We start from the raw sequence: 26,811 nt of genomic DNA, 5'->3' as shown, positions 1-26,811 counted from the left end.
GTTTGTTCTCAATCATGGGGAATAGGCGGCTGATACGGCGTAGAGGGCGTCGACCTTGCTGACGTCGACCTCCTCGACGAACGTAATGCTGGGCGTGCCGAGGCGGCCCGAAGGGTCGACGAGCGTCATGCCGCGGGCGATGCCCGGGGCGAGGACGACCGACGAGGATGCGTCGATGGACTTGGTGACCATGGACGGATCGAGCACCACGGCAGCGGCGAGCGGATCGACATAGAGGAAGCGGTCGGGCAGGCCGCGCTTCACGCCGTTCGAACGGGCGTGCTGCTGCAGCGCCTCGTTGAAGTCCTTGAGCGGCGAGGCCGGGATGCCGGCAAACAGCGCGTCGACCTTCTCGCCTTCCATGAAGTGGGTAAGGCAGGGCTCCCAGGGAACCACCACGGTCTCGATACCGGCGGTCAGCACCACATGCGCGCCCTCGGGGTCGGCATAGATGTTGAACTCGGCGGCCGGCGTGGTGTTGCCGCGGCCGTAGACGTTGCCGCCCATGATGGTGAGCCTACCGATGCCGTCGACGATCGTCGGATCGAGGCGGAGCGCCAGCGCCAGGTTGGTGAGCGGCCCGATCATCAGGATGTCGACCTTCTCACCCTTTGCCGCGGCGTCGCGGAAGGTGCGGACAAGGACGCCAATGCCGTCATCAGAGGCATGGGGCGGCTGCGAGGAGGGCCGCGGCGCGCCACCCAGGCCATCGTCGCCATGGACGTACTTGGCGTCGATGACGGGCTGGGTCAGCGGGCGATCGGCACCGCGGTGGACCGGAATGTCGACGCCCAGCTGGGCGCAGGTGGCGAGCAGGTTGGTCGTCGCCTGGTCGCGTCCGACATTGCCGAACACCGTGGTGATGAGATCGGGCACCTTGCCATTGGCGACCAGGAGGATCAGCGCCTGGGCGTCGTCAACACCGCCGTCGCTGTCGAAAATGAACTTACGCTTGGTCAAGATCAGGCTACTTCTCTTTTGTTCTTGGCGTCTCGCACGCGATCCCAGAAATCGGAATAGGTCGCCGAGTACGCGTGCCGGATGTCGTCATAAGGCCTGCGGGTGAGTTTGCGATCTGCGACCAATTGCTCACCCGATACCCACAGGTGCCTGAGATCGCGGCCGGAGCCCGAATAGATGAGCAGGGTCTCGGGATCGGGCGTTTCGGAGTAACCGGCGCCGCGCAGGTCGAAGGCAGCGATGTCGGCCGCCTTGCCGACCTCGAGGCTGCCGATCTCCTTGTCGAGGCCGAGGGCCTTCGCCCCCTCGATGGTGGCCATGCGGACGAGTTCTCGGCTCGAGAGCGGCTGCGCCACGCCTTCGCGGTGGGAGGCGACGAGCCCGGCGACGCGCATCTCGGAGACCATGTCGTAGGAATTGTTCGCGGCAACGTTGTCAGTGCCCAGCGCCACCGTGACACCGGCGGCCTTCAGATTCACCGCCGGGCAGATGCCCTCGCGACCGGAGCGCAGCCCCGCCGTGGCGTTGTAGGAGACTGAAGCATGCGGAGCGCGGGCGAACACCGCGATGTCCTCGTCGCTGAGGTCGAGGCAATGCGCGGCGTGGATGCGGCCGTTGAAGAAGCCGATCTTTTCGAGGGCCACGGCCGCGGTCGTGCCGTAGCGACGCTCCGTTTCCTCGTTGTCCTCGGGGCCGCAGGCCATGTGCAGGTGCAGGCCGACGCCGTACTTGTTGGCAACCTCCACCTCGGCCAGCAGCAGGTCCTCGGAATTGTCGACATAGGGGGCGTGCGGCCCGAACCACGGGATGACCCGGCCATCGGCCGAGCGCTGCTTTTCGAGGAACGCGGTGGCTTTCGCGAGCTCTTCCTCGCCGCGCTGCTTGTCGCCCAGTTGCACGATGCCATAGGCGATCACCGAGCGCAGCCCGGCGGCCTTCACCGCCTCGGCGATCTCCTCGGCGAAGAAATACTGGTCGCAGAAGGTGGTGGTGCCCGAAAGCGCCATCTCGGCACAGCTCAGCGCGACGGCGGGACCGATATCGGTCGAGGTCAGCGACAGCTCGGGCTCGCGGATCGAATTGTACCAGCCCTCCATCGTGAGCAGGCTCTGGCCCTCGGAGCGGCCGCGGAACAGCACCATGACGGAGTGGGTATGGGCATTGACGAGACCCGGCATGACGAGGTGTCCGGTCAGGTCGAACACCTCGTCGTAGCCGGACGGGTCGGGAGTCTCGGCCCTTTGTCCAACGCCGCTGATCCGGCCATCGTGGATGGAAATGTAGCCACCCTCAAACACACGATTATCAGCGTCCACGGACAGGATTGTCGCTCCGTGGATAAGCGTCGAACTCATTTGACCCCCATCCGGTAAACCGGTTTACATTGCGAATTAACGACACGTCCGCGCTGCTTGTCAAATGCAATCGCGGCAGAACACCGAACAGGGAGCGCGCGCCCAGTGAGCCTCAATCCGTTTCGGGCCGACCCCGAGATCGCTAACCGCCTGAGCGAATTGGGGGCCCTGATCGGCGGCGACATCGCGACCGATATCGCCCGGCTGGCGGCTCAAAAGCACCGGCGCCCGGAAGAGAACCTTGGCGGCATCATCCTCAAGGAGGAGGCCCGGCAGCTGATCGAGAGCTACGGCCTCGCCGGGGTCGAGGACCTGATGCTGCTCGCGCTGCCGGCGGCCCGCCAGATCGCCAGGCCGCCGATTTCCGGATTTTTCGTCGGCGCCGTGGGGCTCGAGCGCGAGACAGGCAACCTGATCCTGGGCGGGAACATGGAGTTCCCGGCTACCCACCTCGGCTTCACCATCCACGGCGAGGGGTTCGTATTCACGCGGGCGGCCTCGCGAGGCACATCCATCGAGACCATCGCCATCGGCGAGGCCCATCCCTGCGCGCACTGCCGGCAGTATCTCAGCGAGTTCGCACCGACGCGCGACCTGACGCTGATCGACCCGCTCGGGCACCGGCTGACCATGGCCGAGCTCTATCCCTGGCCGTTCGACCCGAACTATCTGGGCGAATCCGGTTTCGTGCCCGGTACCTCGAACGCCGCGATCGACCTTGGTGACCACGACCTGCCGGCGACCATCGCCGACCGGCTGCTGCTCGCCGGCCGGCGTTCCCATGCGCCCTACAGCAAGTGCCCGGGCGCCGTGGTGCTGGCGCTCAGCGACGGCAACACTGTCAGCGGTTTCGCGATCGAAAGCGTCGCCTTCAACCCCACGATGGGACCGCTGCAGGCGGCAATGATCGACCTCGTGGCCCATGGCTACGAAGCCTCCGACATCGCCGAGGTGGCACTCGTCACCCGGGTCGGCGGCAGCGTCGACTATTCGCTCAGCGTCACTGAACTCCTCGGCAGGCTGGCGCCCCCGGCGCCGCTGACGATCGTGGGGTGGGCATGATGCTCGATGCGGCCAGCGCGAGCTGGGAAGACGTCGCCACCGCTATTGCGCGCGGGCTGATCGCCGTACTGCCGGTCGGCGCGGTGGAGCAGCACGGACCGCACCTGCCGCTGCTCACCGACACGGTCATGGCGGCCGGTGTCGCCCGGCGGATCGCCGAGGGCTGCGATGGCTTCCTGCTTCCCGCCCTCGCCTATGGCGACGCCTGGACGGCGGAAGACTGGGCCGGAACCCTGTCGCTTTCGCCCGACACTCTGCGCCGCTCGGTCGAGGATATCGGTCGCGGCCTCCAGCGCATGGGGGTCAGGGGCCTCGTCACCGTCAACGGCCATTTCGGCAATCGCGAGCCGATCAACCTCGCGGCGCGCGTCCTGAGCGAAGCCGGTTTCCCGGTGCTGCATCTCGACTATCCACGGCTCGAAGCGCTGGCCGGCGAACTGATGGATAGCAAGCCGGCAGGCCCCGGCTTCTACCACGCCGACGAGGTCGAGACCTCGATCATGCTGGCGCTCGCGCCCGAGACGGTGCGAATGTACCGGGCCGCGCCGGAGTATCCGGAGTTCCCCGAACTGTTCGGCGCCGAGCCGATGAAGCTGAGTGCCTTCAACCGCAGTGGCGTCTTCGGCGACCCGCGCCCCGCCACCGCCGACAAGGGCGAGGCGATGATCGCGGGAATCGCTGCGGAGTCCCTCCGCCTGATCGGCGTCTGGCGCGACAAGTGGGGGATATGACTGTGAGTACGTCCACCCGATGACCCCTCCGCTCCCCTCGGACCTCCTCCTCAATGCCGCCGACGAGGTCAAGATCCGGCAGGACCTGCTGCTCGTTGCACTGGGCAAGCGCCCGGCGGACCGGCTGCTGCGCGTCGGACGGCTGCTCGATGTCCATTCGCGGACATGGCTCGAAGACCAGGAAATCGTGATCCGCGGGCGCCGGATCGCCTGGGTAGGGCCGGCCGGCCAGTACCAGGGCGAGGTGGCCGAGCGCCATCATGAGCCGGAGCTCAGCGCCGTGCCGGGCTTCGGCGATGTGCACAAGCATATCGAAAGCTCGCACCTGACGCCGGAATGGGAGGCGGCGCTGGTCATGCCGCGCGGCAATACCTGGACCTGCGAGGCGAGCCACGAGTTCTCCAATGTGGACGGCGCACACAATCTCGAATTCTGGATGAAGGCGCGCGCCGCCGGCTCCCGGCTCAAGATCTTCACCCAGCCCGGCTCCGCCGTGCCGCCCACGGCCTACGAATGGGGCGGCGGGTATTTCGGCCACGACGAGCAGCAGCGCTTCATGCAGCACCCGATGGTCACGGGGCTCGACGAGGTGATGGACTGGCCGGCGGTCTGGAACGCCGACAACCCCTCGCACCAGCGGCTCTGGGGGATGATCGAGGCGACCTTCGCGGCGCGTGGCGTCGTCGAGGGGCATGCGGCCGGTTTGCGGGCCCTGCCCGAGATCAACGCCTTCGCCGCCGCCGGCATGGCCTCGGACCACGAGATGTTCAGCGCGGAGGAGGCCTGGGACAAACTGAGGCGCGGGCTCTTCATCGAGATCCGCATCCACACCATGCCCGAGATCATCAAGGGTCTCATCGAAAGGGGCCTCAACGACTGGAGCCAGGTCGCCTTTGCCACCGATGACCGAAGCGCACCGCTGACGCTCGAGATCGGCGCTACCGACCACAATGTCCGCACCGCCATCGCGGCCGGGCTCGCCCCGGAGATCGCCATCCAGTGCGTGACCATCAACCCGGCACGGCACATGCGTCTCACGCCGCATGTCGGCTCGATCGCGCCCGGGCGCTATGCCGACATCGTGCTGCTTGAGGACGTGCCGAGCCTCACGATCGCCAAGGTCTGGGCTGACGGCGAACTGGTCTCTGAAGGAAACCGGTTTACCGGCCAGGTGCCGGCGATCGACTGGCCGGATTGGGCGACACACACAGTCAACATCGGACGCGAGATCACGGCAGCCGATTTCGCCATCAAGGCGGACCCCGGTCGGACCAGCATGAAGGCAGCCGTGATCCGCCCGTTCCACTGGCATCCGGAGTTCCTCACGGAGGAGCTGCCGGTCGAGAACGGCGAGGTGCAGCGCCTCGCGGCCGAGACCATCACCAAGTTCGCCATCGTCGATCGCTTCTCGGGCGAGGGCAAGGTCTCGAAGATGTTCTGGCGCGGCTGCGGCCCGCGCGATCCCGAGACGGCGCTCGCCTGCTCGGTCGCCCACGACAAGCACAACATCTGGGTCTGCGGCTCGTCGGATGCCGCCATGGCGCTCGCAGTAAACCGGTTGCGCGATCAGCAGGGGGGCTGGGCGCTGGTGCATCGCGGCGAGGTCGTCGCGACTGTGCAGTTCGAGGTGGGCGGGCTCATGTCGCAGCGCTCCGCCGAAGCGGTGGCGGCGGACATGGCGGTGCTGCGCAAGGCGGGCGAGGCGATCGAGTGGATGTACGAGCCGACCTGGCATCCGCGCTGGCATCCGGGTTTTCCCGAACGGCTTATGTTCGCAACACTGACCTGCGCACCCTGGCAGTGGGTGCTGGTCGCGCCTTCGCCACTGGCGCCCGAAGGCTTCGTGAACGTCGCGACCGGGCAAACGCATCCGGTGGTGTGGTAATGGGTGAGCTGGTTACGAAACCGCTTTACTAAAGCGGTTTTCTTGCCATAGCTTGGCAGTGCGAATGGGGGGTGCAATGGCAACTATCCATGATGTGGCGCAGGATGCCGGGGTGTCGCCGACCACGGTGTCGCGGTATCTCAACCACCGGATCGAACTGCCGGCGTCAACGGCGGCGCGCATCGATGCGGCGATCAAGAAGCTCGACTACCGCCCGAACCTCCTCGCCAAGCGGCTCTCCACGGGCAAGACCGAGGCCGTCGCCCTCGTCACACCCGAGATTCGTGAGCCCTTCTTCGCCGAGCTCGCCTCTGCCTTCGAGGACGAGGCCGATCAGCACGGCTACACCGTGTTCATCAGTTCGACCCGGTCGGACCGCCACCGCGAGATCGCCTCGCTCGAGCGGTTGCACGACCGGCATGTCGACGGGCTGCTCATGATGACCAACACGCCCGACGACGGCACGCTGTCGGGGCTCATCGGCAAGCGCCAGAACGTCGTCATCGTCGACGAGGACATCCCCGGCGTCAGTGTACCGCGCATCTTCGTCGAGAACACCGAAGGCGCCTATCAGGCAACGAGGCACCTGATCGAGGCCGGACACCGGCGCATCGCCTACCTCGGCGGCCCGCACGGCCTGCTGACCGTGACCGAGCGCCGTGAAGGCTTCCTGATGGCGATGAACGAGGCCGGGGTGCCGGTGCGCAACGAGTATGTGGCGATGGGCAGCTTTGCGCCCGAGCTGGCGCGTGCGGCGACGCTCAGGTTCCTCGACCTGCCGCTGCCGCCGACCGCCATCTTCGCCTCGTCGGACTATCTCGCCATCGGCGCCGTGCTGGGCCTCAGGGACCGGAACGTCAGCGTGCCCGACGAGATGTCGCTGATCGGCTTCGACGACATGGCCCTAGGCGCGCTGCTGACACCGCCGCTGACCGCCATCCGCCAGCCGGTCGAACAACTCGGGCGGCAGGGCTTTCTCGCCCTCTTCGCCCTTCTCAACGGGGAGTCGCCGCCGCTTCTCACCCGCCTACCGGTGGAGCTCATCCGCCGGCAGTCGGTGGCGGCCCCCACAGCCAAGGATTTCAGAACGTGAGTAAACGCGTCCTCATTGCCGGCGAGTCTTGGGTCACCCACTCGATCCACACCAAGGGCTTCGACAGCTTCACCACCACCGAATACAACGAGGGCGTGCGCTGGCTCCGAGCGGCGCTGGAAGCCGGTGGCTGGGAGGTGACGTTCCTGCCCAATCACCTTGCCGCCCGTGAGTTCCCCCAGACTGCCGAGGCGCTTGGCGCCTATGACGTGGTGATGCTCTCCGACATCGGCGCCAACACGCTGCTGCTCCACCCCGATACGTTCGTGCGCTCAGTGCCGCTGCCCAACCGCCTCGTCGCGATCAGGGACTATGTCCTCAATGGCGGCGGTCTCGTGATGATCGGCGGCTACCTCACCTTCCAGGGGATCGACGCCAAGGGCCAGTGGGCCGGCTCGCCGGTCGCCGAAGTGCTGCCGGTCGATCTCTTCCGCCACGACGACCGCCGGGAATCGCCGCAGGGCGTCGTCCCGCATGTCGGCAACCCGTCGCACCCGATCACCAGCGGCATCGACGGGGACTGGCCGGCGCTGCTCGGCTACAACGAAGTGACGGCCAAGCCCGACGCCGAAGTGCTGGTCCGGGTCGGAGGCGATCCGCTCATCGTCGCCGGCAAGGCGGGCAAGGGCCGGTCGGTCGCCTTCACCTCCGATTGCGGCCCGCACTGGGCTCCGCCGCCCTTCGTCGACTGGGCCGGCTATGCACCGCTGTGGAACAACATCGCGAACTGGGTGGCAAAGGACGACTCCCGCAAATGACCAAGGTGAAGCAGGCTCCCGATCCCTGGCAGCGCACCACTACCGAGAACGGCTTTCCGGCCGACGAGGTGATCTCGGCGCTGCAGAAATCCATTCGCCGCGGCCTCACCGAGAACGCGCTGCTGCTCGGCTGGGAGATGTATCTCACCAGCCCCGAGCTCGAGCAGAAGCTGTGGGACCGGCTCGCGGTGATCTCGGTCGAGGATGTCGGCTTCGGCAACCTCGATGCTCCGGTGCTGGTGGATACGCTCTATCGCACGCACCAGCGCTTCGACCGGCCGACGCATGATCGGTTCCTGTTTGCCGCGCACGCCATCCGCGTGCTCGCTTCGGGCAAGAAAGACCGCACCAGCGACGACATGGTCAACTGGGCCAGGCACGTCGTCGCCTTTGGTGAGCGCCTGCCCGAGATCCCCGATTTCGCCGTCGACATGCACACGCTGCGCGGCGAGGAAATGGGGCGCGACTACCTTTACTTCATGACCGAAGCCAGCAAGGTGGTTCCCGAAATCGAGAACAAGGACCAGACCTATCGCGACTGGATCCTTGCGGCATTGCAAGCGGGCAAGCTGACGTAAGTCGGCACGCCGAGGGGACAAGCCGTTCTCCGCCAGCCCTCGTCGCCAGGCTCACCCCGGCGACGAGGCGGCGGCGGGCGGGAAACTGGGGGAGAACTCTTGATGACGCGCGCACCCGTCGCCGTGCTCGGCATTTTCGTTGCAGACTTGGCATTCCGGGCGCCGCGCCTGCCGCTCATGGGCGAGACCATCCTCGGCCAGGGTTTCAAGGACGGTCCGGGCGGCAAGGGCTCGAACCAGGCCATCGCCGCGGCCCGGGCGGGAGGAGACGCGCGCATCATCACCCGTATCGGCCGCGACACCTTCGGCGAAATGGCGCAGAAGGCCTGGGCCGCCGACGGCATCGACATCTCCGCCGTGACCGTCGATGACACCGCCCCGACCGGCGCCGCCTTCATCTTCGTTTCGACGGAGACGGGTAACAACGCCATCATCGTCGAGAGCGGCGCCGCAGCGAACCTCTCATCGGCCGATGTGGCCGCAGCCGAGGCTGTGATAGCGGGTTCCCGCGTCCTTCTCACCCAGTTCGAGCAGCCGGTCGAAACGGCGATCGCGGGACTGACGCTGGCGCGCCGGCACGGCGTCACCACCATTCTCAATCCCGCGCCGGCCGTCGCCGTCGACGACGCCATCTACGCGCTCTGCGACTATGTCACGCCGAACGAGACCGAGGCGGCAGCGCTCACCGGCCTCAAGGTGGAGACCGAGGAGGAAGCGCTCGCCGCGGCGAAGGAGTTCGTCCGACGCGGTGCCCGCAACGCGCTCATCACGCTCGGCGAAAAGGGCGCCGTCCTCCATGGCGAAGCCGGCACCCATGTCGTGCCCGCCTTCAAGGTCGACAAGGTCGTCGAAACCACCGGCGCCGGCGACGCCTTCAACGGCGGCTTCGCCGTTGCACTCGCCGAGGGCAAGTCGCCGGTCGAAGCCATCCGCTTCGGCTGCGCCACCGCCGGCATCTCCGTCCAGCGTCCGGGCACAGCCCCATCCATGCCGACCAGGCCCGAAATCGAAGCACTGCTGGCCTCATAGCCACCCGCGCCAAACAAAAACCCCGGCCTCTTGCGAGACCGGGGTTCGATTGGTCGGAGTAGAGTGATTCGAACACTCGACCCCCTGCTCCCGAAGCAGGTGCGCTACCAGGCTGCGCTATACTCCGTCAGGTTGCCGTATCCCGTGCCCGCGTTGCCGAAATCCAGGTCATGTCGGCGGGGCGGCCGGCGGCTCGGGCGTCTTATAGACTCGGCGCGTTTGGGGTTCAAGCGCCTAACTCAACGCTCTTTGCGATTGGTTGCACGCTCGTGGTGAAGCGTGTAGGAACGCGCCCGTTGGGGCGTCGCCAAGTGGTAAGGCAGCGGTTTTTGGTACCGCCATTCCTAGGTTCGAATCCTAGCGCCCCAGCCAGACGCCCGTTCTGTGTTCTGCCCGCGAATGAGTGACGCGATTACGACGAAAGACTGGCGCCGTAGGATGCCGGAGGCTCAAGGGTCTTCGACGAATGATCAACGGGAACCAGCTTCCCGGCTCCCGTCCTTCTGGATCTTGTTCATCGCCAGCGCGGTGATGACCTCAGCTCTCCTGTGTATGAGCGGATGGGGCGCCGCCTTCAGAGTGATTGCGACAACTGCACTAAGGCTGAGTATCGGAATCTGGCGCCCTTTCCGGGCAAAGCGCCGGAGTTGCATGTCGGACAGTGCCCGCTGGCGTAATCGACAGGGTTGCCCGAACGGCGTTCACACTAGTGGACGGACCCGCGCTCCAGTTTCGATTGCAGAGCGAGCGTGCCGTACACGAGACAGAAGCCCTGCATAATTCCCAGATAGTCCGTGTGGCGCGAAGCGAAGCTCTCGGCCATCCGAAGCAATTCCGGGTTGTCCTTCCCCAGTTGGTCGCACGCGGCCAGGGTGAACTGATCCTCTCCAAGCTCCGTGATTTCCTCAACCATGAGGGCGCGCGTTTCGGCGGTGACGCGCGGCAACACCAAGCCTGGCGCCATTCGCGCCTCGGCTATGAGCAGGCGATAGAACATCGCAAAGCCAATCATGACGTCGGGTGTGGTGCCGATGTCTTCCGCGCACCGGGTCATCATGTCGAGGATCTCCGGATTCTCGTCGGCGAGAAGGCCCGTGACCTCGGCGCGGCAAGCGCGCGGCCCGAACTCATCAAACTCGCGAGAAATACGTTCGCGGGTAAGCTCGCTCACGCGCGGGACGAAGGTGGTCATGCTTGGTCTCCAGATAGACGCGGCGAGTTTCTCAAATCGGAGAGAGGATCGGAACTTACCATTCGGACAGGTTTCATTAATGTTCATTTAGACGCCTGACCACAGCTTTCCGCCTGGACGATGGGCCCGGGATAGACGCAGAGACCGGGCGCGGAAGGCGCTGTTGAAGGGAATGCGCGAGGCTCAGAGACCGACGCGTCTGCCGAACTGCAGGCGAAACGTCACGCTGCCCGTTACGGGAACTCCCTTAACGGGCATCCCCGCTATAGGCATCGAATGCAAGTTCCGTGAGGCTGGCGAGGTCGACCCAAGTCGACGGACCACGGTCCATCCCAGACATGGAGGCCATCATGAGCATGCACGTTACCGTTGGCCCTGCCGCACTCACTCCCTTTCTCGCGGCAGAGCCCGTACAAGCATCCACCGGGCCCCAAATCCTACGGCCCTTTGCCAGGATCAAGCGCTGGCCGCGCGACCAGGACATCGTCTACCAGGGCAACAGCGCGGACGACTGGTACTGCGTGATCTCGGGAGCTTGCCGCCAATACATGGTGCGACCGGACGGCCGGCGGCGGATCGTGGACATTCTGCTTCCTGGGGATTTCTTCGGCTTTACGGTCGAAACTGCCCATCGTTTCGCGGTGCAGGCGATTGCGGCCGACACCATTGTCGCGAGTTATTCGCGAAGCCAGATCGAGGCGGCAGCCGATGCCGACCCCCTTGTTGCACGTGCGATACGAGAACGGACCATTTCGACTATCGCACGACTGCAGGAGCATCTGCTCGTCGTCGGCACCATGACAGCTGCGGAAAAGGTCCGGGCCTTTCTCTCCAACATGTTCGATCGGCTGCCTAATCGCCGAGGCAGCGGTATCACGTTGCCAGTGTCGCGCTACGACATTGCCGACCAGCTCGGTATCTCGGCGGAGACGGTGAGCCGCGCCATCACCGAGTTGAGGGTATTGGGCACCATCCACCTCGGCAGCCCAAGGAATCTGCAGACGATCGAGCCACGTTACCTGGATTGATTGTGGTTCGTGACGAACCAGTATCGAACGGTGGTTAGTACTGTGATCCCTGAAGACACATTGTTGGAGACATCGATCGCCCGCGAAGCGGTGGGCGTGTTCAGAACCAGGGACGCTCTGGAACGGGCGATCAAAGAACTGCTGACGGCCGGCTTTGACCGCAGCGACATCGACGTTCTCGGCGATGTTGATGTCGTTTATCGTCGACTTGGCACGGTGGTGGCGGTCGAAGAGCTTGCCGACGTGCCGAATGCCCCGCGACATTCCCTCGTCACTCGGGAAGATCAGCGACTGACCATGATCGCCGTCTTCCAATCTCTATTCGTCGTTGGCGCGTTTGCTGGCGGAGCAGCGGTCGTGGCAAGCGGCGGTGGCGCCCTCCCCGCCCTCATCGTTGCGGCTGTCGCCGGGCTCGCCGCCGGTCTCATCGGTTTCGGTTTGGCCCGCAAGCTGCTCAGGACCTTTGAGAACGGGATTGAAGACAACCTGGCGGCAGGGGGAGTCGTCGTCTGGGTGCGCGTTCACGACCCCGAACACGAGTGGCGTGCCCAGGAGATCCTGCAGAAGAGCGGAGCCGACGCAGTTCGCGTCCATGAGATCGAGATCGGCAAGCGGACAAGCGACCTGCCACTCGGAGATATCCAACCTGATCCAATGCTCAAGCATCCAACCCACTGACGTCCGTCAACGCGCGCGTCCCGCACGCGCGCGAGGATGCGACAGGCACCGACCAGGCCCGCGCTACGCGGCGCCATCGCGCCGGTTGAAGGAGACGAGCAATGGCCAAGCGAGTGATCGGCATCGATCTCGGGACCACCAATAGCTGCGTGGCGGTTATGGAAGGCCGGCAGTCCAAAGTCATTGAGAACGAGGAAGGCCAGCGGACTACCCCCTCATACGTAGCCTTCTCCAAGGATGGGCAAATCCTGGTGGGATGGCCGGCCAAGCGCCAGGCCGTAACCAACCCGGAGAACACGGTCTTTGCCATCAAGCGTCTTATCGGCCGGCGCTACGACGATCCTATCGTAGATAAGGATAAGGGGCTGGTGCCCTACAAGATTGTACCCGGTCCCAATGGGGACGCTTGGGTCGAATGCGCGGGCAAGAAGTACAGCCCAAGCCAGATCAGCTCCTTCATCCTCACCAAGATGAAGGAAACTGCGGAGCGCTACCTCGGCGACAAAGTCACCCAGGCTGTGATCACGGTTCCTGCCTATTTCAACGACTCGCAGCGTCAGGCCACCAAGGATGCCGGACAGATCGCAGGACTGGAGGTGCTGCGCATCATCAATGAGCCGACGGCGGCGGCTCTCGCTTATGGCCTCGAGAAGCAAGGACATGGCGAAGTCGCGGTTTATGACCTTGGCGGCGGCACGTTCGACATCTCCATTCTCGATATCGGGGACGGAGTGTTCGAGGTGCGGGCGACCAACGGTGACACGTTCCTCGGCGGCGAGGATTTCGACAAGCGCCTCGTCGACTACCTCGCCGAGGAATTCAAGAAAGACCAGGGTATCGACCTCAGGCAGGACCGGCTTGCGCTGCAGCGGCTCAAGGACGCAGCCGAGAAAGCGAAGATCGAGCTATCCTCGACCCTCGAGACGACGGCCAGCCTGCCGTTTATCACCGCCGACGCGTCCGGCCCGCGACATCTCGAGATCAAGATTCGGCGGGCCAAGCTCGAGGAACTGGTTGGCGACCTCATCCAGCGCACAGTGCCACCGTGCGAGGCTGCCCTCAAGGACGCCAAGTTGAAGGCCGATGAGCTCGAGGAAGTCGTGCTTGTCGGCGGCCAGACGCGCATGCCCAAGGTGCAGGAGACGGTCAAAGGCCTGTTCAAGAAAGAACCGCACCAGGGCGTCAATCCCGACGAAGTCGTCGCCATCGGCGCCGCCATCCAGGCCGGCGTCCTGCAAGGCGACATTTCCAATGTCCTGCTGCTCGACGTGACGCCACTGTCGCTCGGCATCGAGACGCTCGGCGGCGTGTTCACCAAGCTGATCGAGCGCAACACGACCGTCCCGACAAAGAAGAGCCAGACGTTCTCGACGGCCGAGGACAACCAGAATGCTGTGACCATTCGGGTCTTCCAAGGCGAGCGCGAACTCGCCGCCGACAACAAGCTGCTTGGCCAGTTCGATCTCGTCGGCATTCCGCCAGCGCCGCGTGGCGTTCCGCAGATCGAAGTCACCTTCGACATCGATGCCAATGGGATCGTCAACGTTTCCGCCAAGGACAAGCAGAGCGGCAAGGAGCAGCAGATCAAGATCGAGAGTTCTGGCGGGCTAACCCAGCAGGACATCGACCGCATGATCAAGGAGGCCGAGCAGAATGCGGAGGCCGACAAGGCTCGGCGGGCGCTGATTGAATCCAGGAACCAGGCAGACGCTCAGATCGCCGCAGGACAACGCGCCCTCACCGAGGCGGGAGACAAGGCGCCGAACCAGAAGGAATCGGTCGAGACCGCGATCACCGAGCTCCAGACCGCCATGACTACGGACAACAAGGCGGACATCGATGCCAAGACAACCGCGCTCGCAGGAGCGACGCAACAGCTTCAGGCTGCATCACAGACAAGCTCCGCCGACAGCAGCGATGGCGCTGGCGGCACGCCCGGGGGCGACGACGATGTCGTCGATGCCGAGTTTGAAGATGTCGACGACAACCAAACCCATGGATCGCCCTAGGGCACTGCGATGAAGTCGAGACGAGCATGACACGACCACATCCGGGCGACCAGAACGCGGCTGAGCCGCCTCCGCGGGACGACCAGAGCGTTGACGGCGATCCAATAGGAGAGCCGGACGTTCACGAGCGTCTGGCCGCGAACGAGAGGGCTCTCGTCGAAACACGCGAGGCTCTTCGGAGCGCTCTTGCCGATCAGGACAATGTGCGAAAGCTTGCAGCGCGGGAACGCGATGAAGCCGTGCGTTTCGCCGCCGCACAGCTGGCGGGGGACCTGCTGGAGTCGGTCGACAACCTGCGCCGGGCGGTGGAGAGTTCGCCACAAGGCGGCGTCGAAAGTTTGCTCTCGGGGGTAGTCGCTACCGAGCGCAACCTGCTTGCAGCCCTGGCCAAGCACGGCATCCGCAAGATCGAACCCCTGGGCGAGCGGTTCGACCCCCGCTACCACGAGGCTGTCTACCAGCGCGCTGAGCCGGGCCTCGATACCGGCCAGGTGATGGAAGTAATCCTGCCCGGCTATATGATCCACGATCGATTGCTGCGGCCGGCAAAGGTTGGAGTGGTCGATAACGAGGGGATCGGAATTGGCGCCGACTGATTCCGGACTGTACGGGCTAGCGGATGTCGAGAACATGCCGCAGCGCGAAACGTAAACCGTGTATCTGGTCGATGAGATCGATGATGATGCCGATCCCCTGCTCGTTCACCTCGAAATCAGTGCTTAGCTCGAGGATGAGACGGGCGCGAGCGATGTCGATGTCGGCGTAACTGGCGACGCTGCCTTCGGTGGCCGGGTTAAGCCAGCCGCTGGCGATCCAGCGGTCCAGGAGATCGCGTCCGATGTGCAGTTCGTCGCAAAGTTCCGCAGTCGTGAGCATCACACTCCCATATGCTGGCGGGGCTGATGCGCCTTGCCGGCGGACCAGCCGGTGGCAAACTTTTCGAGCTCCGCATCCGGCTTCTGAGGCAGGACAATGGCGAGACGAGCATAGGCGTCTCCGCGAGATCCGTCGCGGCGAGGTACGCCGCGACCGCGTATCCGAAGCACCCTGCCGCTACTCGACCATTTGGGCACAGTGACCATAACGGTACCGGTCGGCGTCGGCGCCTTAACCTTGCCGCCGAGCACCGCCTCGGTGAGGGATATAGGGAGCTCGAGCCGAATGTCGTCAGCATCGCGCGTGAAAAAGGGGTGCGGCCGCACGACGATTTCGACGAGAGCGTCGCCCGGGGGACCTCCCCCGGTGCCAGGCTGGCCCTTCCCGCGCAGTCGCAGAACCTGGCCGTCACGCGTCCCCGGCGGAATACTGACGTCGATGCTCGAGCCGTCCGCCAGCGTCACCTGTTTCGTGCCGCCATTGACGGCATCGAGGAAGTCGATCGTCAGCCGGTAGCGAATGTCCGGTCCACGCGAGCGGAAGGAGCGGCCACCGAACATACTGGAGAAGATGTCCTCCGCGTCCCCGAAATCGGAGAACCCGGCGGCTGATCGATAGGCGCCCGCGCCTGCCTCTGATCCCGCAAAGTCGCGATAGTAGCTTCGCTTCGGCGTCTCCTGTCCCGAGGCGTCGATCTCGCCGGCATCGAAACGCTTGCGCTTATCGGCGTCGCCGATCAGCTCGTAGGCTGCGGTGAGTTCCTTGAACTTCTGCTCGGCCTCAGCGTCCCCTGGATGCAGATCGGGATGCGATTTCTTCGCCAGTTGCCGGTAGACCCGTTGGATCTCCTTCTGGGAGGCGTCCTTCTTCACTCCGAGAACCTGGTACGGATTGGCAGCCACGGCCGGCTCCTGCGATCGAAAGCGGCAAGGTTATCCCTGCTGCGGCCCGGGGAAATGATGGGCATCAGCGACCCGCCGATGCGGCCGGGGCAAGCTGGGATGGTCGTCGTCAGCACGACCTCAGCCCGGAGCAGCGAAAAATGATGCAAGGTCCAGTCCCCATCGCCTCCCCCCGTCAGATGGATCCATTCCAGCAGATGTGGCGTGCGCAGTCAGAGCTCAACCGAGCTATTGGTTCCCTGCGCTTCGCCCCCACCCAGGCCGACTATCCCTTGATCAACGTATGGGCCAGCGCCGATCACGCCGTTCTGTGCGCAGAGGTGCCGGGGGTCGAGCCCGACGCCCTCGATGTTTCGGTTCACCAGGACACCGTGACTCTTCGCGGCACCCGCGAACCCGAAGCGCTCTCCGAAGGGGATGTCGTCCACCGGGCTGAGCGTACCGCCGGAGCATTCGCGCGCAGCTTTACTCTACCGTTCCATGTCGATCCGGACGGTGTGAAGGCGAGCTTCAAACATGGCGTGCTGACCCTTGAGCTACCGCGTCCGGAGTCAGAGCGTCCCAAGCGCATCAAAGTTCAGCCGTCGTGATGGAGGAACCCATGGCAGAGCTTCAGCAAGACGGTCGTCCAGCTGCCACCAACGGCAACGGCGCCGAGCCGACGCGCGTCGGTCCAACCTTCATTCCGGCAACGGACATCATCGAACGGTCCGATGCCCTGGTGATGATTCTCGACGTCCCAGGGGCTGACCCGGAGACACTGGACGTCACTCTCGACGAACGCGTGCTCACCATCGCCGCGCAGTCGATGTCCACGGCGCCTGAGGGCCTCAGGCCACTTTATGCGGAGTATCGCGACGGTTCGTACGAGCGGAAGTTCGTCATCTCCGATCAGATCGACCGGGACGGGATCGATGCAGTGCTCAAGAACGGTGTGCTTCGCCTCACCTTGCCCAAAGCAGCGCAGCAGCCGTCCAAGAAGATTTCGGTCAAGCTCAACTGAGGAGAATGAAATGGGCATATTCGATGTCGTTCCTTTCCGTCAGCGTCGCGCAAATGTACCGGCGCCGACAGATCGCGATAGCGATAGCGATCCCATCCTTGCTCTTCAGGCCGACATGGACCGCGCCTTCGGGAGCTTCTGGAACCTCATGCCATTCTCCCAACCCCAAGCCGTGTTGAGGGCATTTTCCGGTGTAGAACAGCCCGATTTCAAGGTCGATGTTCGCGACAAGGGGAACGAGGTCGAGATCGTTGCCGAGCTGCCCGGCTTCTCCGAGGACGATATCGAGGTCACTGTTGGGACGGGCTCGGTGTCGATCCGCGCCGAACGCCAGCAAGCGCGGCAGGAAAGCAGCGGCACCGCGGTCATGATCGAGCGAAGCGTCGGTGTTCTCGAGCGTACCATCCCTCTGCCCGAGGGTTCAGTGCCCGATCAGGCAGCCGCGCGCTTCAAGAACGGGGCCCTGACTATCGTGGTCCCCAAGTCGGTCGAGTCGCGGTCCGGTCAAAAAAGGATCAAGATTCAGGCAAGCTGACCTCCCTCCCTCGCTTGCCTTCTGAGCCCCACGGCGCCTCACCGTGGGGCTTTTTCGCGCCTCAAATTCGCGCCTCAAAAGTGACAGCGGTCAAGGCGACCGGCGCGGCCCTCCTTAGGGTGATGCGGACCGATCGACCGGATCGGCTCTGAGCCCCATTGGGAGTTTGAGACATGAGAACAGACAGTGACATTCGTCGGGACGTGGAAGCCGAGCTCAAGTGGGAACCGGACATCGATGCGACCGACATCGCGATCGCGGTGAAGGATGGGGTCGTGACCCTGACGGGCTTCGTACGCAGCTACACCCAGAAGTGGGAGGCGGAGCGGGTGGCCAAGCGCGTTTCCGGCGTGCGCGCCGTAGCCAATGACCTCGAAGTTCGGCTTCCCTCCTCAAGTGAGCGCCCCGATCCCGAAATTGCCCGGGACGCCGTCGCCAAGCTGAAGGCGGAGCTCCCCTTCTCCCACGAACTGATCAAGATCGTGGTGAAGGACGGTTGGCTGACGCTCGAGGGAGACGTCGAGTGGGAGTATCAGCGCCGTCGCGCTGAAGAGGCGATCCGCCGCGTGATTGGCGTGAAGGGAGTCTCCAACCTGATCGCGATCAAGCCGAAGGTGGAGCCGTTCGAAGTCAAGGCCAAGATCCAGGAGGCACTCAAGCGAACCGCGGAGCTGGATGCGCAACGGATCACCGTCGAGGTGGGAGGCTCGGAAGTCACGCTGCGAGGCACCGTGAAGTCCTGGGCGGAGAAGGAGGCGGCGGAGCGCGCAGCGTGGCGCGCCCCGGGCGTAAAAAGCGTCCGGAACCTGATCACCATCGATTGGAGCTGACAACAATGGCCGGCGGCGACAAGGCTTCGGACCCGGTCGATCGCGCCAGCGAGGACTCGTTCCCCGCCAGCGACCCACCAGCCTGGGGGCCAGTCGTCGCCGCCGGTCCGGCTGCCGGCAGTGAAACTGACACTGGTCAAGGTCCGGACGCCTCGCCGCCGCTACCGTCCAGCGGTCACCACGATCATCACCGGAGCTCGATGACAATGCCATCGGACGAAGCGATCACCAGCCAGATTCAGGCCGCGCTCGACGAGCGCCCCGAGCTCAGGTCAGCCACGATCAGCATTGCCGCCAGAGAGGGCGTTGTGACGATCGGCGGCGTCGTTGAGCGACTCGACCAGAAGTGGCTCGCCGAAAGCATCGTCAAGGGCGTCGAAGGTGTTGGCGTCATTGTGAACGAGATCGAAGTCCGGCTACCCGGTATGGACAGGCGCCCCGACCCAGAGATCGCCAGCGACCTCGCTGCAGTACTTGCTCTTGAGTTCGGCGATGTGGCGGACGGCATCAGGATCTCGGTTCAGAATGGTGCCGTGACCCTCGAGGGTCAGGTCGCGAGCAAGTCGCAGCGGCTTCGCGCCAGTGAGCTCGCCTCTCAGGTGCGTGACGTGATTGCGGTCAACAATAACTTGGAAGTTGGCGCAGCCTCGGCGGAGACCGCCCTCAGGCGGAGGATCGAAGACGCATTCCGTCGCATTGCCGAGACCGATGCGAAGAGTATCGAAATCGAGGCCGACGACGATCGGATTGTCCTGAGTGGCAGGGTCAGAAGCTGGGCCGAGCGGCAGGAAGCCGAGCACGTCGCCTGGCAGACGCCTGGCGTCCAGGTCGTCGAGAATCGCATTGTCATTACTTCTACGAGGCAGGGAGTCTCGCAATGAGCGGCAACGCAACGGCGTCCACGGGGCGAGCCGGCGCCATAAACGCCAACCTCGTCAGAAACTGGTGGATCGTGAGCCTGCGCGGCCTGCTTGCCATCGCTTTTGGGATCGTCGCATTGGCATTCCAACTCGGGATGCGCCTTGGCAAAGCCAAGCAACGAGTTGCCCCCGTCCGAGCATCCTGAAATGCGTCCGCGGTTTCCCTGGCCGCGTACGCCCCCCTCCAAAGCGGAGCACCGTCATGGCTCGCTACCTGCAACCTGGAACCAAGGCCCCCGCATTTTCGCTTCCGGTCACACCTGACCAGAAACTCGCACTGTCGGAGCTTGCCGGCCGTCGGGTCATTCTCACCTTCTATCCCGCCGACTGGAGTCCGGTCTGCGGCGACCAGCTGGCGCTCTACAACCAGATCCTGCCTGAGTTCCGCCGGCGCGGCGCCGAGCTTCTCGGCATCTCAGTCGACGGCGCGTGGTGCCATCAGGAATTCGCAAAGGCGCGCAACCTTCACTTTCCCATACTTGCCGACTTTCACCCCAAGGGCGCCGTTGCGACGGCATATGGCTGCTACATGGAGGACGTGGGAGAGGCGGCGCGCGCGCTCTTTCTGATCGACGAGCAGGGTATGATTGTATGGAGCTACCAGTCCCCGCTTGCCGTCAATCCCGGCGCCGATGGAATTCTCGACGCCCTCGATAAGATGCCAGCTGTGGAGAGCCTCGATGTCGACGCTAAGAGTGCCCGTAAACGCGCATGACCACATCTCGGGCGGTCGCAATGCGATCGTGACGTTGGTCGAGTATGGTGACTATCAATGCCCGCACTGTGCCGCGGCGCAACCAAACGTCAGGCGGGTGCAAGCCCAGTTCGGCGAAAGGCTGGCGCTGGTGTACCGGCACTTCCCGTTGACCGAGATTCACCCGTACGCGCTCGTCGCCGCGGAAACAGCGGAGTTCGCTGGCGAGAATGGAGTGTTCTGGGAGATGCATGAGGCGATCTTCCGGAACCAGCGGATGCTCAGCCCAACCACCTTGTTCGCGCTCGCGAGCACCTTCGGTCTCTCCCAGCTCGATCTGCGCGATGCCATCAACCGCGGCCGCTATCGCAGCAAGATCAACGACGATTTCATGGGGGGCATCCGCAGCGGTGTGAACGGCACCCCGACCTTCTTCATCAACGGCGAGCGTTACAATGGTGCGTACCTCGCGCCCGAGCTGATCACTGCGATCAATGCCGCAATGAACGCGCCCGCACACCAAACCTGACGGCGGTCAAGGACAGAGGGCGCGCATCCCGGGATACTCGCAAGGTCCCCGATCCAACCATCGGCGACCAGTTCAATCACAGCGAGGATCAACAATGAAAGTAGCCATCGCTCACGCCGCCGAATCCCGTAACCGCCATCAGCGGCATTGGCTCTCCGCAGCGTTGCTGGCCGCGGCCGCCTGTGCTGCTCTGAGCGTCACGGTGACTGTTCGCCCGGCCATCGCCCAGACAGTAACTGTCGTCGACGTCGTCAAGGTTGCGGAAGGCTTCCGCGCCTCCAAGCTCCTTGGAACGAAAGTCGTCAACTCCGCCAAGGAGGAAGTCGGCACGCTCGACGACCTGATCTTCGATCAGGACCGGCTTGTTTACGCAATCCTGCAGGTCGGCGCATTTCTCGGGCTTGGCGGCTACCTCGTCGCGGTCCCTTACGAGAGCCTCGAGATCAGCGATGGGGGTCGTGGGATCGTGCTGACCAGCGGCGGTTCCAAAGAAGAGCTGCAGCAGACCCAAGAGTTCAAATACGGCCAGGACAAATAGGACCGCTCCGGACCTGCGTCGTGCGGCCGTCGCGCCTGGTCCCAACCAAGGAACTGTCATGAAGACTAGCACCCGTATCGCACTCGCCGGCGTGATCCTGTTCGCCCTCGCGCCAACCCAGAGCTTTTCGCAAGAGACGACCGGCTCCAACGCCGACACCCAAGGCATGAAAGAACTCGGCGTCGACATTTCGAATGCGGGAACGACCGCCGAAGACAACCAGGCATTCATGCGTTCGCTGTCCGCTGACCAGCAGGCCAAGGTCAAGGAGGCCTGTCTGGTGCAACTGGTAGAACCCGCGGCAGACCACCCTCCTGTCGTCGTGGCGTTTTGCCGGAACCTCGAAGGCATGAAATAGCGCCGCCTCCTCCCCGGCGCGTGTCACGGCGGCAGCGGCACAAGCTTCTGCCGCCGTTGCATTTCGGAAGCCTGACTGACGGACGTCAAGGCCGTCCCGGCGGCTCCGGTTGAGCTTTCTCGCACCATCGCTTCCCCAATCTGCGCGCGTACCAAGGAGACCCCAGATGCCCGACCTTGCTGTCATCGTGTACCCCAGCGAAGAACAGGCCGAGGAGATGCGCCGGAAGCTCTTGCAGCTCCAGAAGGAATACCTGATCGAGCTCGACGATGCGGCGATCGCGGTCAACACCGGCAACGGCCATGTGCGTCTGAACCAGCTGCTCAACCCGACTGCCGCCGGCGCGTTGTCGGGCAGCATGTGGGGTCTGCTACTCGGCGCTCTCTTCCTGATGCCGGTCGCGGGACTTGCTATCGGCGCGGTCTCGGGCGTTGCGCTCGGGGCAGCGTCCGGCGCTATCGGTGGCGCGCTCACCGATCTCGGCATCGATGACAACTTCATGAAGGAGTTGAGCCAAAAGCTTGCCCCCGGTCATGCGGCACTGTTCCTCCTGATCCGCAAGGTCTCGTTCGAAAAGGTGCTCGAGGCCATCAAGGGATCGGGTGGCGAGGTAATCAAGGCATCGCTCGATCCCGAGAAGGAGCAGGCTCTTCGCGATGCCCTCGCAGCTGCGGCGCCCTCGGATACGTCCACCGGGAGGTCAGCATGATGATCCGTCTCCGGGACCAGGATTGCGAAACGGCACTGGGAAACAAGATGGCATTTCCCGGCATCAAGGATCCGACAGAGCTTGCCGATCTTGTCGCCTATCTTGCGATCCAAACGATCGATCGGTGACGACCTTGGACTAGGAAATTTCGCTCCTGGGCCTGTCAAGTTCCACGAACTCGTAGCGGTCATCGAGCATACCGGGAACCTCGATCGCGACCTTGAGAGCGAGATTGCGCACCTCGAGTTCGGCCACCCACTCGTCCCACGAAACAAGTTCCAGGCCGCCAGGCCGATCCCCGTATTGGCTCTCGCCCGTATTCAGCAGCTGCTGGTCGAAAACGATGCGAAGGATCGGCGGGCCCGGTATGTTTGGCGGCCGATCTTCGATGGCAGGCAACCCGGAACGTGCCTCCCCCCACAGACGTATCTCTTCCGGGGTCACCAACAGCCGGTGGCCGGTATTGATCGCCTCAAGCATTACTTTCCTGGCCATGGAGCAGATCCCGACACGCATGGTTAGACGCAGAGGGCCGACTTGGAACTGGCCGTCCTCGATGAACCTGCATCTTGCCGAGTGCGGTCCTGCAACGACCTGACAACGGTCAGGGCGAGGGGCGGACGCCGGCCTTATTTGATCCAGCGTGGCATCGACAGCCACACCCTCCGATCAGTCGCATGAAAGCAGTATGATCAAGGTCATCCTTGTTCGCTTTGACGGCAACACGACGCCCGACGGCCTTCGGCTCCACGCCGCGCGCGAGCTCGCGCAACTGTTCGACGCGCAGGTCGTCGGGCTCTATCTCAACGTACTCCCCTCTCCCATTCCACGCGTCGACCTCCACACCGATGCCTGGTCGCCTCTGGTCGCGGCAGCGCGGAAGTCGGGAGATATCGCCGCAGCCGAATTGAAGACGCGGCTTGCGGAACTGGGCCAACGTTCCGAATTGCGCCGGTTTGACGTTTTCGAAGCCGATATCGGCTGGGTCTGCGCGCGCGAAGCCCGTGCCGCAGACGTGTTCCTGACCTTGCGCCCGTCGGCCAGCGGCGACAGCGAAAGGCAGGATGTCGTGGAGACTGTCCTTTTCCGAGGCGGACGACACCTTCTCCTCGTAAACGACCGGCGTAGTTATGAAGGTGGGTTCAAGCACGCCGTAATTGCCTGGAATGGCAGCTGCGAAGTCGCCCGGGCGCTTTCCGAAGCACGACCTTATCTCCACAACACGCGAATCGTCACCGTCCTCGTAGTCGGCAGGGGGGGGCACCTCGAAATCGACGCCCTGATCGGGGAGAAGGCCCTCGGCTATCTCAAGGCTCACGGAATTGAGGGACGGCTGCGGACCATCCCCACCCAGGGCAGCGTCGCCGACGGCCTGATCGAGGAATTCAGGGCTCTCGATGCGGACCTTGCCATCATGGGTGGATACGGTCATTCCCGTCTTGCTGAATGGCTTCTGGGGGGAACGACCCGAAAGCTGCTGCAGCGATCACCAGTCCCGCTGCTGATTGCGCACTAAAGGAACCGATCGATCACGCAACTGCTCGGCAAACCGCTCTAAACCTGACCGATCGCAAGGCGTGGCAGGGCGGAACGCGTAGAATCCCGCTGCTCAATATGTCGCGGAGGTGCGATATGTATGTCATCATCCGGCGCTACGCCGGAGTCATCAAGCCACAGGAAGTCTTGCGCCGGGTCTCCGGAGAATTCCTCCCCATCATCAGCAAAGTCGAGGGCTTTCGCGGCTATCACCTGGTCGATACGGGGATGGACGTGTTCGCCAGCGTAACCCTGTTCATCGACAAGGCCGCCGCTGACAAGGCCCTGCTGGTTCCCTCCAATTGGTTGCGGGACTCAGGACTGACGCCGCTGCTGCCCAATCCACCGCAGGTAACGCCGGGCGAGGACGTGGCCTGAGGCGCTGTCTGCCGCCGCAACCAAACATCGCGACCGCCGTTTTAGTCATTGTGCATGCTCGGCACGCATCCGACGCGTCGACCAGCACAAGGATCTGGTCAGATTGAGGACCGCCGAGCTCCCGCCCAGCGGACTCGGTTCGTTTTCGTCACTGATTGGGTCGAGAACAGGCCATCGCCATGACCCAGCGGTTCGTCGATCACGCCCTTAGGGTTAGCAAGGCTCAGTTGTTGTCGATCCTGAGCTTGTCCGGCGCGATCGGGGTGTTTGACCTTGAAGGGCGCTTGCTCCTGCGGAATGGAAGGCTGGCGCACGTCTGGGGTGATCGGATGCCCGCCTTTACGCCCGAGTCGGAGCATCGCTGGCGCGGGAACGACCGCGCCGGAGGTATCCTCGCCCCGGCAGACTACCCCGAAGCGCGGGCGTTGCGCGGCGAAACTGTGACCCCCGGTGTGGATTTCCGCTATACCGATAAGGCGGGAGTTTACAGTTGGTTACGTGTCTGCGCGGCCCCGTATCGCGATGAAAGGGGCGGCATTTCGGGTGCCGTTGCGACGCTTGAGGACGTATCCGGTGAGAGGCGCGCCTCTGACGGCCTGAGAGAAGGTGAGGCTCGCTTGAAGGCCGTGGCTGACTTGGTGCAACTGGGGATCTGCCGGTGGACTCTTCAGACCGATGACATGGAATGGAATGCGGTCGCCAGGGCGATTTGGGGACTGCCCTCACACCCAGGAGGCGACTACGCCTTATGGCGGGCCGCCATTCATCCCGATGATCTCGGAGCCGTGGACGCGGCAATCAGATCGAGCCTCGATCCGAATACCAGAGAGGTGTTTGATATCGAGTATCGGGTCATCGGCTATGATGCCATCGAACGATGGGTCGCAGCGCGTGGAGCCGCAAGCTTCGCGGGCGGCAAGGCGGTTGCCTTGTACAGCGCGGTAATCGACATCACCGAGCGGAAGCACATCGAGGAGGCGCTCGCGCAGAGTGTGGACGCGCGCTCGCGCGAACTCGAGTTGCTCAACGGGAAGTTGCGCGAAGAGGTCGCACAACACGCAGCTACCGAGGCCGCAGCTCTACAGTTCAGGGCCATTGGGCAGATGACCTCTGGAATAGCTCACGATTTTAACAATCTGGTAGCCATAGTGCTCGCCAATGTGCAGCTGCTCCAGCGCTCGATCCACGATCCTGAAGACCGCGACGGTCTCGAGCTGATCCGAGTTGCTGCCGACCGAGGAGCCAGGATCGCGGCGCAACTCGCCGCCTTTGCTCGAAAGGAGCAACTCGAGCCGCAAGTCGTCGACCTGAATGCACAGATCATCGGCATGAGCGATCTGCTGCGTGCCGCACTGGGTGCGGGCATTCATCTCGAAATGGCGTTGGCGCCAAATCTCAAAGCTGCTTTGGTTGATCCCACCCAGGTCGAAATGATCCTCCTCAACCTCGCGAACAACGCGCGCCATGCCATGTTGGGAGAAGGCACGTTTACTGTGCGAACGCTCAACATCGTGGCAGCGTCGGCGACGAGGGAGGAACATCCTCCGGCGGGCGAATATGCCGCCCTTCTCGTCGAGGACACCGGTGAGGGCATCAGCAACGATGTCTTGCCCCATGTTTTCGAGCCTTTCTTCACGACCAGAACCAACGGCCTGGGCTCGGGCCTCGGACTCGCCCATATCTCCGGCGTGCTGCAGCAATCCGGCGGTGGGATGCGCATCGAAACGAAGGTCGGGATGGGCACGTCGGTCACGGTCTATCTGCCGGTCGCCAAGGCAGCAGGAAAATTCCGGCCGCAATGATGGTCGTCAGCCAAAGTCGATAGAATTGACGTCCGGAACCGAAGTCACACATTGACAATGTGGGTTGTTGCGCAGGCCAGGCAGAACCCGCGGCGCCAGCCGGGCATCCAAGCGGCGCAGTGCTGTCCGGTGACTCACTGAGGAGGCCGAACTGAAGGCCTATACGGTTCATGTTGTAGACGATGATGCCGCGTTCCTTCGGACTCTCGGCCGACAGCTGACGTTCGCGGGCTACGAAGTGTATCTCTATCAGGAGTCGGCCGGAGTGCTGGCCACCAATGACAACTTGTGGCGCGGCTGCCTGCTTATTGATGTCCGCATGCCCCGCACCGACGGGTTGTCGTTGCTGGCTGAGTTGCGGCAGCGCAATGTCAACCTGCCGGCGGTCATGATGAGCGGGCAAACCGAGCCGGAAACAGTCATGCGTGCGGCCAAGCTCGGCGCCTCGGGCTTCCTGGGAAAGCCCTTCGAGGAGCAGCAGCTGTTCCTCGCCATTGATGCCGCCATGGCCGAGCATCCTACCCCCGAGCTTCGCGGGACTGTGGAACGCGCGGTCCGCCGCATCGAGATGCTGTCACCGCGCGAGAGCGAGGTCCTGTTCGCCCTCGCGCGAGGCGATTCTCACAAAGCCATCGCGTTCGAGCTGGGCATCAGCGTGCGAACTGTCGAGGTCCACAGTTCCCGCATGCTGAGGCGACTGGGTCTGCGGCGGCTCGCCGAAGCCATCCGGTTGCAGGCAATTGCCGACTTGGCAGAAAAAAGTGCGAGCGACGCCGCCAACAACTAGTACTGTTCACACCAGAGTCCTCGAGCGGACAACGGCCGCAATTTCGGCCGTCGACT

Annotated in this window: 33 protein-coding genes and 2 tRNA genes; 28 read left to right on the top strand and 7 right to left on the bottom strand. The window is 63.8% G+C overall.

Annotation, left to right across the window (positions count from 1 at the left end):
• Positions 1-12 precede the first annotated feature (12 nt).
• A complete protein-coding gene (locus PRN20_RS02935; RefSeq protein ID WP_273955558.1) occupies positions 13-960 on the bottom strand; it encodes a nucleoside hydrolase in 948 nt (315 codons plus the stop codon).
• A gap of 2 nt (positions 961-962) precedes the next feature.
• Positions 963-2,315 (bottom strand): amidohydrolase family protein, encoded by a 1,353-nt coding sequence (locus PRN20_RS02930; RefSeq protein ID WP_273955557.1) that lies wholly within the window; start codon positions 2,313-2,315, stop codon positions 963-965.
• A 105-nt stretch (positions 2,316-2,420) separates the two neighbouring features.
• Between PRN20_RS02930 and PRN20_RS02925 the strand changes: the two genes are divergently transcribed.
• From PRN20_RS02925 to rbsK, 7 genes are all read left to right on the top strand, one after another.
• A complete protein-coding gene (locus PRN20_RS02925) occupies positions 2,421-3,377 on the top strand; it encodes a hypothetical protein (RefSeq protein WP_273955556.1) in 957 nt (318 codons plus the stop codon).
• On the top strand, positions 3,374-4,108 hold the full coding sequence (locus PRN20_RS02920) for a creatininase family protein (RefSeq protein ID WP_273955555.1): 735 nt from the start codon (positions 3,374-3,376) through the stop codon (positions 4,106-4,108). The genes PRN20_RS02925 and PRN20_RS02920 overlap by 4 nt, the downstream gene beginning before the upstream one ends.
• Positions 4,109-4,127: 19 nt before the next feature.
• Complete coding sequence (locus tag PRN20_RS02915) at positions 4,128-5,993, top strand: adenine deaminase (protein ID WP_273955554.1); 1,866 nt, start codon at positions 4,128-4,130, stop codon at positions 5,991-5,993.
• Between the two features lie 76 nt (positions 5,994-6,069).
• Positions 6,070-7,086: a LacI family DNA-binding transcriptional regulator gene (locus PRN20_RS02910; RefSeq protein ID WP_273955553.1), complete on the top strand. Its 1,017-nt coding sequence runs from the start codon at positions 6,070-6,072 to the stop codon at positions 7,084-7,086.
• Positions 7,083-7,844, top strand: a complete 762-nt coding sequence (locus PRN20_RS02905) for a glutamine amidotransferase (protein ID WP_273955552.1) — start codon at positions 7,083-7,085, stop codon at positions 7,842-7,844. The genes PRN20_RS02910 and PRN20_RS02905 overlap by 4 nt, the downstream gene beginning before the upstream one ends.
• Entirely contained in the window at positions 7,841-8,422 is a 582-nt protein-coding gene (locus tag PRN20_RS02900) for an AAA family ATPase (RefSeq protein ID WP_273955551.1), read from the top strand. The genes PRN20_RS02905 and PRN20_RS02900 overlap by 4 nt, the downstream gene beginning before the upstream one ends.
• A gap of 102 nt (positions 8,423-8,524) precedes the next feature.
• Positions 8,525-9,451, top strand: coding sequence for a ribokinase (gene rbsK, locus PRN20_RS02895; protein ID WP_273955549.1), 927 nt, complete (start codon positions 8,525-8,527; stop codon positions 9,449-9,451).
• A gap of 50 nt (positions 9,452-9,501) precedes the next feature.
• Here the strand turns inward: rbsK and PRN20_RS02890 are convergent.
• Positions 9,502-9,578: transfer RNA gene (locus tag PRN20_RS02890), tRNA-Pro, on the bottom strand.
• 170 nt (positions 9,579-9,748) lie between these two features.
• Here PRN20_RS02890 and PRN20_RS02885 point away from each other — a divergent pair.
• Positions 9,749-9,823 (top strand) — tRNA-Gln (locus tag PRN20_RS02885).
• A 334-nt stretch (positions 9,824-10,157) separates the two neighbouring features.
• Here the strand turns inward: PRN20_RS02885 and PRN20_RS02880 are convergent.
• Complete coding sequence (locus tag PRN20_RS02880) at positions 10,158-10,643, bottom strand: hypothetical protein (protein WP_273955548.1); 486 nt, start codon at positions 10,641-10,643, stop codon at positions 10,158-10,160.
• A gap of 350 nt (positions 10,644-10,993) precedes the next feature.
• Between PRN20_RS02880 and PRN20_RS02875 the strand changes: the two genes are divergently transcribed.
• The 4 genes from PRN20_RS02875 (at position 10,994) to PRN20_RS02860 (ending at position 14,954) form a co-directional block, all read left to right on the top strand.
• Positions 10,994-11,671 carry a cyclic nucleotide-binding domain-containing protein gene (locus PRN20_RS02875; RefSeq protein WP_273955547.1) on the top strand — a complete coding sequence of 226 codons (678 nt, stop codon included), beginning with the start codon at positions 10,994-10,996 and terminating at the stop codon, positions 11,669-11,671.
• Positions 11,672-11,734: 63 nt separating this feature from the next.
• Entirely contained in the window at positions 11,735-12,349 is a 615-nt protein-coding gene (locus PRN20_RS02870) for a hypothetical protein (RefSeq protein ID WP_273955546.1), read from the top strand.
• A gap of 101 nt (positions 12,350-12,450) precedes the next feature.
• Positions 12,451-14,358, top strand: a complete 1,908-nt coding sequence (gene dnaK, locus PRN20_RS02865) for a molecular chaperone DnaK (RefSeq protein WP_273955545.1) — start codon at positions 12,451-12,453, stop codon at positions 14,356-14,358.
• A 26-nt stretch (positions 14,359-14,384) separates the two neighbouring features.
• Positions 14,385-14,954, top strand: coding sequence for a nucleotide exchange factor GrpE (locus PRN20_RS02860; RefSeq protein ID WP_273955544.1), 570 nt, complete (start codon positions 14,385-14,387; stop codon positions 14,952-14,954).
• 16 nt (positions 14,955-14,970) lie between these two features.
• Here the strand turns inward: PRN20_RS02860 and PRN20_RS02855 are convergent, their stop codons facing one another.
• Both PRN20_RS02855 and PRN20_RS02850 read right to left on the bottom strand, forming a co-directional pair.
• Complete coding sequence (locus PRN20_RS02855; RefSeq protein WP_273955543.1) at positions 14,971-15,234, bottom strand: chaperone modulator CbpM; 264 nt, start codon at positions 15,232-15,234, stop codon at positions 14,971-14,973.
• Positions 15,234-16,136 (bottom strand): J domain-containing protein, encoded by a 903-nt coding sequence (locus PRN20_RS02850; RefSeq protein ID WP_273955542.1) that lies wholly within the window; start codon positions 16,134-16,136, stop codon positions 15,234-15,236. The genes PRN20_RS02855 and PRN20_RS02850 overlap by 1 nt, the downstream gene beginning before the upstream one ends.
• A gap of 140 nt (positions 16,137-16,276) precedes the next feature.
• On the opposite strand from PRN20_RS02850, the gene PRN20_RS02845 reads away from it, so the two are divergent.
• The 12 genes from PRN20_RS02845 to PRN20_RS02790 all read left to right on the top strand — a co-directional run bounded on the left by PRN20_RS02845 (position 16,277) and on the right by PRN20_RS02790 (position 22,380).
• Positions 16,277-16,726 carry an Hsp20/alpha crystallin family protein gene (locus PRN20_RS02845; protein ID WP_273955541.1) on the top strand — a complete coding sequence of 150 codons (450 nt, stop codon included), beginning with the start codon at positions 16,277-16,279 and terminating at the stop codon, positions 16,724-16,726.
• 11 nt (positions 16,727-16,737) lie between these two features.
• On the top strand, positions 16,738-17,139 hold the full coding sequence (locus tag PRN20_RS02840; RefSeq protein ID WP_273955540.1) for an Hsp20/alpha crystallin family protein: 402 nt from the start codon (positions 16,738-16,740) through the stop codon (positions 17,137-17,139).
• Between the two features lie 10 nt (positions 17,140-17,149).
• The gene (locus PRN20_RS02835; RefSeq protein WP_273955539.1) at positions 17,150-17,674 is read left to right on the top strand and encodes an Hsp20/alpha crystallin family protein; all 525 of its coding nucleotides are present in this window, start codon (positions 17,150-17,152) and stop codon (positions 17,672-17,674) included.
• 173 nt (positions 17,675-17,847) lie between these two features.
• A complete protein-coding gene (locus tag PRN20_RS02830) occupies positions 17,848-18,504 on the top strand; it encodes a BON domain-containing protein (RefSeq protein WP_273955538.1) in 657 nt (218 codons plus the stop codon).
• A 5-nt stretch (positions 18,505-18,509) separates the two neighbouring features.
• Positions 18,510-19,385, top strand: a complete 876-nt coding sequence (locus tag PRN20_RS02825) for a BON domain-containing protein (protein ID WP_273955537.1) — start codon at positions 18,510-18,512, stop codon at positions 19,383-19,385.
• Complete coding sequence (locus tag PRN20_RS02820) at positions 19,382-19,570, top strand: hypothetical protein (protein ID WP_273955536.1); 189 nt, start codon at positions 19,382-19,384, stop codon at positions 19,568-19,570. Before PRN20_RS02825 ends, PRN20_RS02820 begins: the two co-directional genes overlap by 4 nt.
• Before the next feature lie 56 nt (positions 19,571-19,626).
• Positions 19,627-20,139: a redoxin domain-containing protein gene (locus tag PRN20_RS02815; protein WP_273955535.1), complete on the top strand. Its 513-nt coding sequence runs from the start codon at positions 19,627-19,629 to the stop codon at positions 20,137-20,139.
• Positions 20,105-20,647 (top strand): DsbA family protein, encoded by a 543-nt coding sequence (locus tag PRN20_RS02810; protein WP_273955534.1) that lies wholly within the window; start codon positions 20,105-20,107, stop codon positions 20,645-20,647. Before PRN20_RS02815 ends, PRN20_RS02810 begins: the two co-directional genes overlap by 35 nt.
• A 94-nt stretch (positions 20,648-20,741) precedes the next feature.
• Positions 20,742-21,185, top strand: a complete 444-nt coding sequence (locus PRN20_RS02805; protein ID WP_273955533.1) for a PRC-barrel domain-containing protein — start codon at positions 20,742-20,744, stop codon at positions 21,183-21,185.
• A gap of 58 nt (positions 21,186-21,243) precedes the next feature.
• Complete coding sequence (locus tag PRN20_RS02800; protein ID WP_273955532.1) at positions 21,244-21,543, top strand: hypothetical protein; 300 nt, start codon at positions 21,244-21,246, stop codon at positions 21,541-21,543.
• 166 nt (positions 21,544-21,709) lie between these two features.
• Positions 21,710-22,252, top strand: a complete 543-nt coding sequence (locus PRN20_RS02795; RefSeq protein ID WP_273955531.1) for a DUF1269 domain-containing protein — start codon at positions 21,710-21,712, stop codon at positions 22,250-22,252.
• Entirely contained in the window at positions 22,249-22,380 is a 132-nt protein-coding gene (locus PRN20_RS02790; protein WP_273955530.1) for a c-type cytochrome, read from the top strand. Before PRN20_RS02795 ends, PRN20_RS02790 begins: the two co-directional genes overlap by 4 nt.
• Positions 22,381-22,390: 10 nt before the next feature.
• On the opposite strand, the gene PRN20_RS02785 is transcribed toward PRN20_RS02790, so the two are convergent.
• Positions 22,391-22,747: a hypothetical protein gene (locus tag PRN20_RS02785; RefSeq protein ID WP_273955528.1), complete on the bottom strand. Its 357-nt coding sequence runs from the start codon at positions 22,745-22,747 to the stop codon at positions 22,391-22,393.
• Positions 22,748-22,940: 193 nt separating this feature from the next.
• Here PRN20_RS02785 and PRN20_RS02780 point away from each other — a divergent pair, with 193 nt between their 5' ends.
• The 4 genes from PRN20_RS02780 to PRN20_RS02765 all read left to right on the top strand — a co-directional run bounded on the left by PRN20_RS02780 (position 22,941) and on the right by PRN20_RS02765 (position 26,755).
• Positions 22,941-23,768 carry a universal stress protein gene (locus PRN20_RS02780; protein ID WP_273955527.1) on the top strand — a complete coding sequence of 276 codons (828 nt, stop codon included), beginning with the start codon at positions 22,941-22,943 and terminating at the stop codon, positions 23,766-23,768.
• Positions 23,769-23,884: 116 nt separating this feature from the next.
• Positions 23,885-24,166: a hypothetical protein gene (locus PRN20_RS02775; RefSeq protein WP_273955526.1), complete on the top strand. Its 282-nt coding sequence runs from the start codon at positions 23,885-23,887 to the stop codon at positions 24,164-24,166.
• Positions 24,167-24,345: 179 nt separating this feature from the next.
• The gene (locus PRN20_RS02770) at positions 24,346-25,968 is read left to right on the top strand and encodes a hybrid sensor histidine kinase/response regulator (RefSeq protein WP_273955525.1); all 1,623 of its coding nucleotides are present in this window, start codon (positions 24,346-24,348) and stop codon (positions 25,966-25,968) included.
• A 151-nt stretch (positions 25,969-26,119) separates the two neighbouring features.
• Positions 26,120-26,755: a response regulator transcription factor gene (locus PRN20_RS02765; RefSeq protein ID WP_273956764.1), complete on the top strand. Its 636-nt coding sequence runs from the start codon at positions 26,120-26,122 to the stop codon at positions 26,753-26,755.
• Positions 26,756-26,811 lie beyond the last annotated feature (56 nt).

Origin of the sequence: Devosia sp. ZB163, assembly GCF_028613635.1 — a bacterium.
In the GTDB taxonomy this organism is placed as follows: Bacteria; Pseudomonadota; Alphaproteobacteria; order Rhizobiales; family Devosiaceae; genus Devosia_A.
This window is presented reverse-complemented; position numbering and strand designations above follow the sequence as displayed.